The sequence below is a fragment of the Paludibacillus litoralis genome (assembly GCF_037646705.1).
In the GTDB taxonomy this organism is placed as follows: Bacteria; Pseudomonadota; Alphaproteobacteria; order Rhodobacterales; family Rhodobacteraceae; genus Pikeienuella; species Pikeienuella litoralis.
Genome location: NZ_JBBHER010000005.1, coordinates 391,239 through 404,090, shown reverse-complemented (window position 1 = coordinate 404,090; position 12,852 = coordinate 391,239). Strand labels below are relative to the sequence as shown.

The 12,852-nt window shown below is 66.6% G+C and carries 11 protein-coding genes; 5 read left to right on the top strand and 6 right to left on the bottom strand.

Annotated features, from left to right (window positions below; all coding sequences use genetic code 11):
- The first annotated feature begins 1 nt into the window (after position 1).
- Positions 2–1,345 (top strand): amino acid ABC transporter permease, encoded by a 1,344-nt coding sequence (locus WG921_RS11060; protein WP_340109289.1) that lies wholly within the window; start codon positions 2–4, stop codon positions 1,343–1,345.
- An 11-nt stretch (positions 1,346–1,356) separates the two neighbouring features.
- Positions 1,357–2,160 (top strand): amino acid ABC transporter ATP-binding protein, encoded by an 804-nt coding sequence (locus tag WG921_RS11055; protein WP_340109288.1) that lies wholly within the window; start codon positions 1,357–1,359, stop codon positions 2,158–2,160.
- A gap of 30 nt (positions 2,161–2,190) precedes the next feature.
- Here the strand turns inward: WG921_RS11055 and WG921_RS11050 are convergent, their stop codons facing one another.
- Positions 2,191–2,976 carry a sterol desaturase family protein gene (locus WG921_RS11050; RefSeq protein WP_340109287.1) on the bottom strand — a complete coding sequence of 262 codons (786 nt, stop codon included), beginning with the start codon at positions 2,974–2,976 and terminating at the stop codon, positions 2,191–2,193.
- Positions 2,977–3,259: 283 nt separating this feature from the next.
- On the opposite strand from WG921_RS11050, the gene WG921_RS11045 reads away from it, so the two are divergent.
- Both WG921_RS11045 and WG921_RS11040 read left to right on the top strand, forming a co-directional pair.
- Entirely contained in the window at positions 3,260–3,832 is a 573-nt protein-coding gene (locus tag WG921_RS11045) for a TRAP transporter small permease subunit (RefSeq protein WP_340109286.1), read from the top strand.
- A complete protein-coding gene (locus WG921_RS11040) occupies positions 3,832–5,223 on the top strand; it encodes a TRAP transporter large permease (RefSeq protein ID WP_340109285.1) in 1,392 nt (463 codons plus the stop codon). The genes WG921_RS11045 and WG921_RS11040 overlap by 1 nt, the downstream gene beginning before the upstream one ends.
- 112 nt (positions 5,224–5,335) lie before the next feature.
- On the opposite strand, the gene WG921_RS11035 is transcribed toward WG921_RS11040, so the two are convergent.
- Positions 5,336–6,808 (bottom strand): pyridoxal phosphate-dependent decarboxylase family protein, encoded by a 1,473-nt coding sequence (locus tag WG921_RS11035; RefSeq protein WP_340109284.1) that lies wholly within the window; start codon positions 6,806–6,808, stop codon positions 5,336–5,338.
- A gap of 137 nt (positions 6,809–6,945) precedes the next feature.
- On the opposite strand from WG921_RS11035, the gene WG921_RS11030 reads away from it, so the two are divergent.
- The gene (locus WG921_RS11030) at positions 6,946–8,232 is read left to right on the top strand and encodes an NAD(P)/FAD-dependent oxidoreductase (protein ID WP_340109283.1); all 1,287 of its coding nucleotides are present in this window, start codon (positions 6,946–6,948) and stop codon (positions 8,230–8,232) included.
- 65 nt (positions 8,233–8,297) lie between these two features.
- Here the strand turns inward: WG921_RS11030 and hflX are convergent, their stop codons facing one another.
- The 4 genes from hflX to trkA all read right to left on the bottom strand — a co-directional run bounded on the left by hflX (position 8,298) and on the right by trkA (position 12,813).
- Entirely contained in the window at positions 8,298–9,611 is a 1,314-nt protein-coding gene (gene hflX, locus WG921_RS11025; RefSeq protein ID WP_340109282.1) for a GTPase HflX, read from the bottom strand.
- A complete protein-coding gene (gene hfq / locus WG921_RS11020) occupies positions 9,589–9,828 on the bottom strand; it encodes an RNA chaperone Hfq (protein ID WP_340109281.1) in 240 nt (79 codons plus the stop codon). Before hfq ends, hflX begins: the two co-directional genes overlap by 23 nt.
- Before the next feature lie 78 nt (positions 9,829–9,906).
- Complete coding sequence (locus tag WG921_RS11015) at positions 9,907–11,436, bottom strand: potassium transporter TrkG (protein ID WP_340109280.1); 1,530 nt, start codon at positions 11,434–11,436, stop codon at positions 9,907–9,909.
- Entirely contained in the window at positions 11,437–12,813 is a 1,377-nt protein-coding gene (trkA, locus tag WG921_RS11010; protein WP_340109279.1) for a Trk system potassium transporter TrkA, read from the bottom strand. It lies immediately after the preceding gene.
- Positions 12,814–12,852: the final 39 nt, after the last annotated feature.

Below are 12,852 nucleotides of genomic sequence, written 5' to 3'. Positions count from 1 at the left end.
CATGAGCGATCTGCACGCCGAAACCGCCGCCGCGCGAGCCGCGTCGGTCGCCTTCGTCGCCGAAGCGGAGATCCCGGAATCGCCCGCGCCGACGAGCGCGATCGGGCCGGTCAGATGGGTGCGGGACAATCTCTTCCCCGGCCCGGTGAATTCGGTTCTCACCCTGCTGTCGCTCGCGCTCATCGCGATGCTCGCCTACGAGATCCTGCCCTGGCTGATCGACAGCTCCTGGGCGCCGGCGGAGATGTCGTTGCATGGCTGCCGGGCCGAGGCGTCGGGCGCCTGTTTCGCGGTCATCAACGAGCGGTTCCCGCAGTTCATCTTCGGGTTCTATCCGGCCGAGGCGTATTGGCGCCCGTCGCTGGCCTTCGGCCTCCTGCTGCTGGCGCTCTGGCCGGTGCTGTTCGACAACGCGCCGCGCCCGCTGCTGGCCTTCTCGGCGGTCTATCCGCTGGTCGGGTACTGGCTGATCTGGGGCGGCGCGATCTGGGGGCCGCTGGCGGCGCTCGCGGCGCCGCTCCTCGGGATCCTGATCGCGACCCGCGCCGGCGGCCTGTTCGAAAGGCTGGTCGGGGAGGCGTTCGGGCCGCTGACGACGATCCTGGCCGCGCTCATCGCGACCCTGTTCTGGCTCATGTTCATCTTCGATCCGCTCGTGACCGAGCTGAGCCGCGTCGCGCCGATCGGCCTCTCCGAGGTGCCGAGCAACAAGATCGGCGGCTTTCTCCTCTCGCTGATCATCGGCGTCGTCGGCATCGCCGCCTCGCTTCCGCTCGGCATCGCGCTGGCGCTCGGGCGGCAGTCGCATCTGGTGATCGTGAAGGCGATCTCGGTCGGCTTCATCGAGGCGATGCGCGGCGTGCCGCTGATCACGCTGCTCTTCGTCGCCTCCACGCTCCTGAACTACTTCCTGCCGCCGGGCTCCAATTTCGACCTGATCCTCCGGGTCTGCATCATGGTGACGTTCTTCGCCTCCGCCTACATGGCCGAGGTCGTGCGCGGCGGCATCGCCGCCCTGCCGAAGGGCCAGTACGAGGCGGCGGACGCGATGGGCCTGACCTATGCGCAGTCCATGCGTCTGATCATCCTGCCGCAGGCGCTGAAGATCTCGATCCCGAACATCGTCTCCACCTTCATCGGCCTCTTCAAGGACACGACGCTGGTGATCGTGATCGGGCTTCTGGATCCGCTCGGCCTCTCCTCGGCGATCCGGGCCAATTCGGCCTGGAACGGCATCGTCTGGGAGCTCTACGGCTTCATCGCGCTCTTCTTCTTCATCTTTTGCTTCAGCATGTCCCGCTACGCTCGCTATCTCGAGCGGAAGCTGGCGACCGATAACCGCTAAGGAACCCGACCATGGCCGAACCCACGCACGCGACGACCATCGACCGGAAAATCGACCGCAGCCGGATGAAGATCTCCGACGAGATCGCCATCGAGGTCAGGGGAATGAACAAGTGGTTCGGAGACTTCCACGTTCTCCGCGACATCAACCTGACCGTGAACCGCGGCGAGCGGATCGTGGTCTGCGGCCCGTCCGGCTCCGGCAAGTCGACGCTGATCCGCTGCATCAACCGGCTGGAGGAGCATCAGAAGGGCGACATCATCGTCAACGGCACCGAGCTGAACTCGGACCTGAAGAACCTCGACAAGGTGCGCGCCGAGGTCGGCATGTGCTTCCAGCATTTCAACCTCTTCCCGCATCTCACGATCCTCGAGAATTGCACGCTGGCGCCGATCTGGGTCCGCAAGGTCCCGAAACGCGAGGCCGAGGAGACGGCGATGCATTTCCTGACCAAGGTCAAGATCCCGGAGCAGGCCGACAAGTATCCCGGTCAGCTCTCCGGCGGCCAGCAGCAGCGCGTCGCCATCGCGCGCTCGCTCTGCATGAAGCCGCAGATCATGCTGTTCGACGAGCCGACCTCCGCGCTCGACCCGGAGATGATCAAGGAGGTGCTCGACACCATGATCGAGCTGGCCGAGGAGGGGATGACGATGATCTGCGTCACCCACGAGATGGGCTTCGCCCGGCAGGTGGCCAACCGCGTCATCTTCATGGACGCCGGCCAGATCGTGGAGCAGAACGAGCCCGAGGAGTTCTTCGACAATCCGAAAAGCCCGCGCACGCAGCTCTTCCTCAGCCAGATTCTCGGGCATTGAGGCGCGGGGCGCCGGCCGCGGCCCGCCGCGTCACTTCCGTTTGCGGAACGGCAGGACGAGCGACCAGATGAACCCGGCCGTGCGCCCATCCCGCCATTCGGGGAGGCCGATCCGCATCTTCTCGTGCCCTTCGGCGGGGTCCTTGGTGTAGACCCTGAACATGCGGTCCCAGATCGACAGGAGAAACCCGAAATTCGTGTCATGCTCCCGGCGGTGGATCGAATGATGGCTTCGGTGCATGTCGGGGGTGACGATCACGCGGCGCAACGCGCGCTCCACGCGCGGGCCGAGGCGCAGGTTGGAATGCGAAAACATCGCTGCGGCGTTGAGCGCGATCTCGAACGCGACGACCGCGAGCGCGGCCGCGCCGAGCAGATAAACCAGCCCGATCTTCACCGCCATCGAGATGGCGATCTCCCCCGGATGAAAGCGGAATCCCGTGGTCACGTCCATCGCCTCGTCGGCGTGATGGACCTGGTGCAGCCGCCAGAGCGCGGGCACATGATGAAACACGACATGCTGCGCCCAGATCGCGAAATCGAGGGCCAGAAACACGATCGCGCCCTCCAGCCAGACCGGCCAGTCGAGCGCGTTGAACAGCCCCCATCCCTTCGCCGACGCGTCGAGCGCGGCGCCGACCGCCGCCGCCGGAAACAGCAGCCGGACGACCACCGTGTTCAGCGCGGTGAGCCCGAGATTGCCGACCCAGCGCCGGCCGCGCGCGGTCGGCCGCAGCGGCGCGCGCCATTCCCAGAGCGCCATCGCCGCGAAGACCGCGATGAAGAAAATCAGCCGGAGCGCCGCTTCGCCGATCATGGCGCGGCGCTCCGGCCACGCGCCGGCGCGCCCGCGTCCGGGCGGAGCCGACGGGGGCGGGAGGCATGATTCGACTGACCGACGCGCGCCATGGGAGAGATGTAGCAAGTTTCGCCGCCGGGCGCCGCACCGTCCCGGCCCGCTCACGCGAATGCGCAGGGCTGGCGCCCTCCGTGATCGAACACGCCTTGCATTTTCGTCAGGGGCCACTATGCGTGCGAACCGGGAAGGCGAAAAACAGACCGCAAATCCTGAGAGAAGCGGGCAGGGGGGCAGGGGGCTCATGACACTGATCGCGGCCGTGATCCGGCTGATCTGCGCGCTGAACGTTTTCGTCGGCCGCGCGTGCGCATGGCTTTCCCTCGGCGTGGTTCTGGTCTGCTTCACCGTCGTCGTGCAGCGCTACGTCTTCGCCATCAGCTATGTCTGGATGCAGGATCTCTACATCTGGCTGAGCGGCGCGATGTTCACCGCGGTCGCGGGCTTCGCGCTCCAGCGGGACGATCACGTCCGGGTCGATATTTTCTACCGGCCCGCGCCTCTGCGCAGGAAGGCGCTGATCGATCTTTTCGGGGTGGCGTTCTTTCTGCTGCCCTTCACCTGGGTCGTCTACGAATACTCGACGCCTTTCGTCGTCAGGGCGTGGTCCTATCACGAGGCGTCGGCGAATGTGGGCGGGATGCCCGGGCTCTTCATCCTCAAATCCTTCATCATCCTCTTCGCGGCGCTGATCGCGCTGCAGGGGGTGGCGATGGCGTTGCGCTCCGTTCTGGTTCTGGCCGGGCGGGAGGCGCTGCTGCCTGAGAAATTGCGCTATCGGGACGATGCGGCCGGCGAGCCGACGGGCGCGGCCTGATGGATCCGGTCGCGATCGGGGAGTTGCTCGCCGGGCTGATGTTCTTCGGGATCATCGGCTTCCTGCTGCTCGGCTTCCCCGTGGCCTTCACCCTCGCCGGCGCGTCGCTGATGTTCGGCGCCGTGGGGATGTGGTTCGGGGTCTTCGATCCGTCGAATTTCGGCAGTCTGCCGAACCGCTATATCGGCTTCATGACCAACGAGGTGCTGGTCGCGGTGCCGCTCTTCATCTTCATGGGCGTGATGCTGGAGCGATCGCAGATCGCCGAGCAGTTGCTGATGACGATGAGCAAGCTCTTCGGCAATCTGCGCGGCGGCCTCGGGATCTCGGTGGTCCTGGTCGGGGCGATGCTCGCGGCCTCCACCGGCATCGTCGGCGCGACCGTGATCACCATGGGGCTGATCTCGCTGCCGGCGATGCTGCGGGCGGGGTACGACCCGAAGCTCGCCAGCGGCGTCATCTGCGCGTCGGGCACGCTGGGCCAGATCATCCCGCCGTCGACGGTGCTGATCTTCATGGGCGACATGCTCTCGGGCATCAACAGCCAGGTCCAGATGGCGAAGGGCAATTTCGCGCCGCTGCCGGTCTCGGTCGGCGATCTCTTCGCCGGCGCGCTCCTCCCCGGCTTCATCCTGGTGGGGCTCTATCTCGGCTGGATCATCCTGAAGGCGATCTTCGACCCGGACTCCTGCCCGGCGACGCCGGCGCCGCCGGAAGAGCGCGGGACCCTGCTCCGGGAGGTCGCGGTGGCGCTGGCGCCGCCGCTGCTGCTGATCGCGGCGGTTCTGGGCTCGATCCTCGGCGGTGTCGCGACCCCGACCGAGGCCGCGTCGGTCGGCGCGGTCGGCGCGATGATCCTGGCCGCGCTCCGCTGGCGCCTGTCGTTCCACATCCTGTTCGAGACCGTGGTCACCACCGCCACCATCTCCAGCATGGTGTTCGTGATCCTGTTCGGCGCGTCGGTGTTCTCGGTCGTGTTCCGGCTCATGGGCGGCGACAATCTGGTTCATGAATTCCTGAGCCAGCTTCCCGGCGGGCCGCTGGCGGCGGTCGCCGTGGTGATGCTGATCATGTTCTTTCTCGGCTTCATCCTCGACACGTTCGAGATCATCTTCATCGTGATCCCGATCACCGCGCCGGTGCTTCTGGCGTTGGACGTCAACCCGGTGTGGCTCGGGGTTCTGGTCGGGGTGAACCTCCAGACCAGCTTCCTGACCCCGCCCTTCGGCTTCGCGCTGTTCTATCTTCGCGGCGTCGCGCCGCCCGAATTGCCGACCTCGGCGATCTACCGCGGTATCCTGCCGTTCGTGGCGCTGCAGATCATCGGAATCGCGATCCTCTTCGCCTTCCCCGAAGTGGTGACCTGGCTGCCGAGCGTGATCCTGAGCTGAGCGCCGCGCGCCGCCCGAAATCCGCGGGGCCGCGCCCATTCTCCGCGATATCGCGGCGCCTTATCGCACACGAGTTTTTGGGTTATTCAATTATTACAATGAGTTAGGTACCTTATCGCGTGCGATAACGCGCCCCGGCCTCCAGAACCGCGTTCACCAGCACGTCCATATCCGCCATCCGGGTCCGGTGATTGGTGATGTTGACCCGGATCGCCGCCCGCCCCCGGATCAGGGTCGTGGACGGCGCCGCGACGCCGCCTTCATGGAGGTCCATCACGATCTCCCGCTGCACGGCGTCGATATCCCCCGCCAGCCCCTCCGGCGCATAGCGGAAGCAGACGATGTTCAGCGCCGCCGGCGCCAGCCGCTCCAGATCCGGGTGGGCGTCCACCAGCCCGGCCAGATAGCGGGCCTGCGCGACATTGTCCTCCACCTTCTCCCCGATCCGCTTCAGCCCGTGCTCCTTCAGCGCGAACCAGACCTTGAGCGCCCGAAACCCCTGCGAGAGCTCGATCCCGTAATCCGAAAACCAGGGCTTTCCGCCGCCCAGCCCGCGCGGGGAGCCGGTCAGATAATCCGCGCCATGCGCGAACGCCGAAAGCTGCGCCTCCCCATCCCGGATCAGCACGCAGCCGGCGGAATAATTCACATGCATCCATTTATGGAAATCGAAGGCGATGCTGTCGGCCCGCTCGATCCCCTTCAGCCGGGGCCGGAGCGCCGGAGAGAGCGCCGCGACCGCCCCGAACGCGCCATCGACATGAAACCAGAGCCCTTCCTCCGCCGCGAGATCGGCCAGCGCCTCCAGATCGTCCGTCGCTCCGGTGTTCACCGTCGCCGCCGCGCCGACGATGATGAAGGGCAGGGCGCCCGCCGCCCGGTCCTCGGCGATCATTCGGCGAAGCGCGCCGATATCCATGGTGAAATCCTCGCCCACCGGCGCCTTGCGGAGCGCGTCGATCCCGAGCCCGGCCTGGTCGAACGCCTTGGCGATGCAGCTATGCCCCTCCGTCGAGGTGTAGCCGACCATCGGCGCGCCGCCCTGGCTCAGCCCCTCGCGGCGCACGTCATGACCGGCCTTCGCCGCACGCGCCGTGATCAGCGCGATCAGCGTCGCCATCGACGTCCCGCTGACCACCAGCCCGCTCGCCTCCTCGGGGAAGTCGAAGATCTCCTTGCACCAGTCGACCACCTGTTTCGCGACCAGAACCGGCGCATGGTCGCGCCCGCCGAGATTGGCGTTCATCGCCCCGGCCATCATCTCCGCGATCAGCCCGCCGGCGGTGCCGGTCCCGTGCACCCAGCCGAAGAAGCGCGGATGCGTGTTTCCGGTGGGGTAGGGGAGGATATGCTCGAGAATCTCCGCCGCCGCCGCCTCCGCCCCTTCGGCCTCCATCGGCGCGCCGGCCCGAAGCGCGGCCCGCGCGGCCTCCGGCGTCGGCCGCCAGACCGGGCGCTCACGGGCGCCTTCGAGATGATCCAGCGCCTGATCGAGCATCCGATGCGCGAGCGCGCGGTAGCTCGGCCAATCCTCCGGGTCGAGCGAGGTCTCCAGGCGCGCATCGTCAGGCTGCATCTTTTTCATCATGTCCTCATCACCGCCGCGCGGCGAGTTTCCACGGGCCGGCGGCAAAACGCAATCCGGCGCCGCCGCGCTCTGATTGACAAGCCATCCGCGCGCCCGGACTGTGGCGCGATCGTGCCGGAGGGAGATCAGCGACCATGACCGACGAGCGCGCCGCGCTTCATGCCGTCCCCGCGCCTCACGTCGTCATCGTCGGCGCGGGCGTCGTTGGCGCCGCGACCGCGATCTGGCTGCAGCGCTCGGGCGCGCGGGTCACGCTCATCGACCGTGAAGGCCCGGCCGCGGGCGCGTCCTGGGGCAACGCCGGGGTTCTGGCGGCGGCGTCGGTCGCGCCGGTGACGGTTCCGGGCCTGCTCGCGAAGGCGCCCGCCATGCTGCTCGACCCGATGAAGCCGCTCTTCCTGCGCTGGTCCTATCTGCCGCGGCTGTTGCCGTTTCTTCGCGCCTATCTGTCACACGCCGATGACGAGAAGGTCGAGCGGATCTCGATCGCGCTGACTGAGCTTCTGGGCGACGCGGCCGAGCAGCATCTCGCCCTAGCGGCCGAAACCGGGGCGGAGCGCTTCGTGAAGCCGGGCGACTACCTCTTTGGATATGCGTCCCGCGCCGCCTTCAAGGCGGACGCCTACGCCTGGCGGCTCCGGGCCCGGCGTGGATTCGCCTTCGAGGAGCTCGACGCCGAAGCGCTCGCGGCGTTCGACCCGGCGCTGGACGGGCGGCTCGGCTACGCCGTCCGCTGCCCGGGCCATGGGATGATCTCGGACCCGGGCGCCTATGTTCAGGCGCTTCACGCGCATGTCGTCGCGTCGGGCGGCGCGGCGCTGACCGCGACGGTGACCGATATTCGCGTCGAGAACGGACGCGCGACCGGCGTGGTCGCCGACGGCGCCCTTGTCGAGGCGGATGACGTCGTCCTCACGTCAGGCGCCTGGTCTGGTTCGTTCGCGAAGACGCTCGGCGTGCGGATGCCGCTGGAGACCGAGCGCGGCTATCACATCGAATTCCACAACCCGTCGATCCGGCTGCGCGCGCCGGTCATGGTGGCGGCGGGCAAATTCGTCGCGACGCCGATGGAAGGCCGGTTACGCTGCGCCGGCGTCGTCGAATTCGGCGGGCTGGCCGCGCCGCCGCGCGACGCCCCGTTCAGAATGATCGAAAAACACGCCCGCGCGCTTTTCCCGGACCTGAAATTCGATGAGATGACGCGCTGGATGGGGCACCGCCCGGCGACGGCGGACAGCCTGCCGGTGATCGGGCGCGCGCCGGCGGCCGCGAATGTCTGGCTCGGATACGGGCATCAACATGTCGGCATGACGGCTGGCCCCAAGACCGGCCGATGGCTCGCGCGGATGATCCTCGGCGACCGGCCGAATATCGACATGAGGCCCTTCGCGCCCGACCGGCCCGCGCGGATGAAGCCGTGAACAGGCGGTCTCGGGTGAATTCCAATTCACCATGACCTTATTCCAATAATCAATATTATGTTAAATCAGAGGATGTCGTAATCTTGGCCGAACCGCTGCGCGAGGCGCTCGAACACGGCGTTCGACGCCGCCGCCTCGATATCGATCCCGTCCTTGTGATCGCGCCGCTCACGCACATCGCAGTTCCGGTAAATCCAGGCCAGCGCTTCGCCGGCTTCCGAATGCAGCCTGAACCGTCGGACCTTGTCGGCGGCGCCAAGGCGCGCTGAGATCGTCCTCAGCGCCAGATCGACGCCATCGCCGTTCATCGCCGAAATCGCGGCCTCGTTCTCGCGCCGCTGGCATTGCTCACGCAGCGCCGCGCGCGCGTCGGCGGGCATCAGGTCGATCTTGTTGTGCAGCGTGATCATCGACTCGAGGCGCTCTTCACTCAGCCCGAGCGCGGCGAGCGTCTCCATGACGTCCCGATCCTGCGCGGCGCCGTCCGGATGCGCCGCATCGCGGACATGGACGATCAGATCCGCCTCCAGGACCTCCTCAAGCGTCGCGCGAAACGCCGCGATCAGCTGCGTCGGCAAATTGGCGATGAAGCCGACAGTGTCGGAAAGAATGGCGCGGCGCGCGCCCGGAAGCTCCATGATGCGCATCGTCGGGTCGAGCGTCGCGAACAGCATGTCCTGCGCCATCACCGTCGAGCCCGTCAGCCGATTGAAAAGCGTCGATTTCCCGGCGTTCGTGTACCCAACCAGCGCGATGACCGGATGCGGCATCCGCCGCCGCGCCCGCCGTTGCAGGCCCCGGGTGCGCACGACCTTGTCGAGCTGCCGGCGAATGCGCACCATCCGCTCATCGAGCGCGCGCCGGTCCGCCTCGATCTGCGTCTCGCCGGGCCCGCCGATGAAGCTCAGGCCGCCGCGCTGCCGTTCGAGATGGGTCCAGCTCCGGACGAGCCGGCCGCGCTGATACGCGAGATGCGCCAGCTCGACCTGAAGCACGCCTTCACGAGTCTGAGCCCGCTCGCCGAAGATCTCGAGGATCAACCCGGTCCGGTCCAGGATCTTGACCTTCCAGGCTTTTTCCAGATTTTGCTGCTGTTTGGGCGTGACGCCGCTGTTGATGACGACGATCTCGGCCTCGGCGGCCGTGATCTCCGCACCGAGTTCGGCGATTTTTCCCGAGCCGAAAAGCCAGCCGGCGCGCGGCTCGGAAAGGTTAACCGCGACGGCGCCGACGATTTCGAAATCGAGCGCCGCCGTCAGGTTCAACGCTTCTTCGAGTTGCGCTCCCGCCGATCGCGCAGCCGGCCCGCCCGATGCGATCTCGGGGTGGATGACGAAAGCGCGCGTCCGGGAGAGATCAGTCAGCTTCCTCGCCCTCATAAAGCGAAATCGGCTGCGACGGCATCACAGTCGAAATCGCATGTTTGTAGACGAGCTGAGACTGGCCGTCCCGGCGCAGAAGAACGCAGAAATTATCAAACCAGGTGATCACTCCCTGCAATTTCACGCCGTTTACAAGAAAAGTCGTCACCGGAATTTTATTCTTTCGAACGTGATTCAGGAACGCATCCTGCAGGCTTTGTCTATCTGAGGCCATTTCTTGGGTCCTTCTTTTTTACTATTTCGTCCCGCGTTCGCGCAGAGTCCACAACTCGACGGTGCGATGAGCGGTGTCTCACCGACGCCAGTTATCCGTGTTCAGCATCGCGATCAACGCCAGAATCTCAACCCTGCCGAGCACCATGACGACGACAAGCACCCCCCTGCCCTCCGCGGAAACGGATGTCAGCCAGCTTCGGCCCGTCGTCGCCGGGAAAAGCGGGCCGGTGTTCGACAGCGCGGCGACGGCGGCGGAGAGCCCGACCTCGAAGCTCATGCCTGTGAGACTGAGCGCCAGCATGGCGAGCGCGAGCGTCACCAGAAAGAGCATGACGAACACCCAGGCGATCTCGGCGCCCTCGCGGCGCAGGCCCCGCTTGCCCGCGCGCGAGCTGCTGACCGACGACGGGCGCACCAGCCGCTCCATCTCCCGGGCGCTGTGCTTGAATAGCGCATAGGCGCGCAGAAGCTTCACGCCGCCGGTGGTGGTGGCGATTCCTCCGCCCATGATCGCCAGGCCGATGAAGATCAACGACGGGTTGTCCAGCCCGCTCCACGCGCGCGCGGATTCCCAGTCGGCCGAGAGGTAGCCCGTGGTCGTCGCGAAAGAGAGCGTCGTGAAAAGGCCGCCCCAGAGCGCGCGAAGCGAGCCCGCGCCCGCGCCGTCCTCCAATTCCAGAACCCCAAGCCAATGTCGAACGTAGATCCAGCCGCCGGTGCCGATAACGACGATGAAAAGGATCCGCATCTCCGGATCTTCGGACAGTCCCGTCAATCTCAGCGGCCGCTGTCCGGTGCCGCCATAGGTATGGCGCGTGGCCGCGAGAACCAGGAAAACCGCGATCGTCAATTCGCCGGCGAAGCCCGACGAGATGAACGACGCGTTCGCGCCGGTGCTCACGCCGCTTGTCGAGAGGGTGCCGGCGGCGAGCACCGCCGCATTGAGCGGCGCATGGCCGAGCATCATGAGAAGAAGCATCAGACAGAAGGACAATCCCGAATAGACCGGCAGAACCGAACGGATCGCCGCCGTCAGACGGTCTCCAGCCGCCTCGACCGGCGCGCCGCCGGCCCATACCGGCGACCCGACGAGCCGGCCGAGCGCCGCGCTTCGGCCGCGATCGCCGCGCACCTCGAAGCCGCCGAGCCCGCGCGGAGCGAGCAGCGCGTAAGCCATGACCAGCGCCACCAGACCGCCGAGCCATGCGATGATCCCCCGCCAGAGGAGGATCGCGGGGTGCACCTCATCCAGCCGCTCGAACACCGTCGCGCCCGTCGTGGTGATCATCGAGACCATCTCGAAATACGCCGCCTCGAAACTCAGGAGCGGCGCCGCGGCCGCGACCGGGATCGCCGCCGCGACCGGAGTGAAGGCCAGCGTGGCGATGAGAACCGTGAACTCCCCGACCGCGCTGGCGTGATCCAGCCGACGAAACAGCGCCGCGATCAGGAGGCAACCGACGATGGCGGTGACGCCGGCGCTGTAACCGAAGGCCGCGGCGACGCTCCAGTCGCCCCGCAAGGCGGCGAAAAGCGCTGGCCCCAACATGAGCACCGCGAGGGTGACCAGCACCCCGCCGAAAACTGGAACGCCGCGCCAGCTCATCTAGAAAAAGTCGACGGAAACGCGGAAAAGCTGTTCGATCTCACGGACCTGTTTTGACAACACGAAGACGACGACCCGGTCGTCGGGGTTGATCACAAGATCGCCGCTCGGCAGCTTCACCTTGCCGTCGCTCAGAACCGCGCCGACGACCGCGCCTTCCGGGAATCCGGCGTCCCGGATCCGTTTGCCGGCGATCGGCGACGTGGAGAGGATCTGCGCTTCGACCACCTCGCCCTCCCCCTCGCCGATGACGTGCACGGCGCGGACGCGCCCCCGCCGGACATGACGCAGGATCGTCGAGACGGTCGTGGCGCGCGGGTTGAGCGTGACGTCGACGCCGATCTTCTCGGCGAGGTTGGCGAGGACGGTGTCCTTGGTGAGGGCGATGGTCAGGCCGCACCCCGCCTGCCGACAAAGAGCGGCGGACAGAAGATTGACGCGATCATCGTCGGTCAACGTGATCACCGCTCCGGCGGAGCCGACGCGCGCCTCCTCGAGAAGATCGGCGTCCAGACCGTCGCCATAAAGGACGACGGTGTCGTTCAATTGATCGGCGACATATTCCGCCCGCCGCCGGTTCTGTTCAATCATCCTGAGCCGAATGTCCGGCGCGGTCGTCTCCAGCAGGCGCGCCACCTCGAGCCCGACATTTCCCGCGCCGATGAGGACGACGTCGCGCACCGGTTTACGTTCTCCGACGAAGATCGCGATGGTGCGGTCGAGATCGGCCGCGGTTGAGAGCACATGGATCTGATCGCCAGCCTCGAGCTGGTCGCCGGGATCGGCGATCCGCAACCGGCCGTCCCGACGAATTGCGAGCACCTGGGCCGACAGCGTGCTGAAGAGCTCCGTGAGTTGGCGAAGCGGCGTGTTCAGCACCGCGCAGTCCGCGCGCAACGCGATCGCGACGATGGAGACCGCGCCATCGAAGAAGGACGACAAATCGAACGCCGCCGGCTTTTTCAGGCGGCTGACGGCGACTTTGGCCACCTCGTTCTCCGGCGAGATGATCACATCCACCGGCATGTGATCCCGGCGGAAGAGGTCAGACCACCGGGTCTCCAGATACGCCTTGGCGCGGACGCGCGCGATTTTCTGCGGCACGTTGAATTCGGAATGCGCGACCTGACAGGCGATCATGTTGACTTCGTCGATCTGGGTCGCAGCGATCAGCATGTCGGCGTCCATCGCGCCGGCGCGGTCCTGCACATCCGGATGCGCCGCATGGCCGACCACCCCGGAGACGTCCAGCCGGTCAGTCATGCGCCGCACGAGATCGGGATTGAGATCGATCACGGTGACGGAATGTCCCTCCTGAGAGAGACGCAACGCAATCTGCCCGCCAACCTGACCCGCGCCGCAGACGATAATCTTCATTGGTCGCTCCCCATCGGCCGCGGACTATGGGCTGGGCGC

Coding starts and splice junctions, on each gene's coding strand:
- trkA (WP_340109279.1), bottom strand. CDS start 12,813: ATGAAGATTATCGTCTGCGGCGCGGGTCAGGTTGGCGGGCAGATTGCG.
- hflX (WP_340109282.1), bottom strand. CDS start 9,611: ATGAGGGCGAGGAAGCTGACTGATCTCTCCCGGACGCGCGCTTTCGTC.
- WG921_RS11035 (WP_340109284.1), bottom strand. CDS start 6,808: ATGAAAAAGATGCAGCCTGACGATGCGCGCCTGGAGACCTCGCTCGAC.
- WG921_RS11050 (WP_340109287.1), bottom strand. CDS start 2,976: ATGATCGGCGAAGCGGCGCTCCGGCTGATTTTCTTCATCGCGGTCTTC.
- hfq (WP_340109281.1), bottom strand. CDS start 9,828: ATGGCCTCAGATAGACAAAGCCTGCAGGATGCGTTCCTGAATCACGTT.
- WG921_RS11015 (WP_340109280.1), bottom strand. CDS start 11,436: ATGAGCTGGCGCGGCGTTCCAGTTTTCGGCGGGGTGCTGGTCACCCTC.
- WG921_RS11060 (WP_340109289.1), top strand. CDS start 2: ATGAGCGATCTGCACGCCGAAACCGCCGCCGCGCGAGCCGCGTCGGTC.
- WG921_RS11045 (WP_340109286.1), top strand. CDS start 3,260: ATGACACTGATCGCGGCCGTGATCCGGCTGATCTGCGCGCTGAACGTT.
- WG921_RS11055 (WP_340109288.1), top strand. CDS start 1,357: ATGGCCGAACCCACGCACGCGACGACCATCGACCGGAAAATCGACCGC.
- WG921_RS11030 (WP_340109283.1), top strand. CDS start 6,946: ATGACCGACGAGCGCGCCGCGCTTCATGCCGTCCCCGCGCCTCACGTC.
- WG921_RS11040 (WP_340109285.1), top strand. CDS start 3,832: ATGGATCCGGTCGCGATCGGGGAGTTGCTCGCCGGGCTGATGTTCTTC.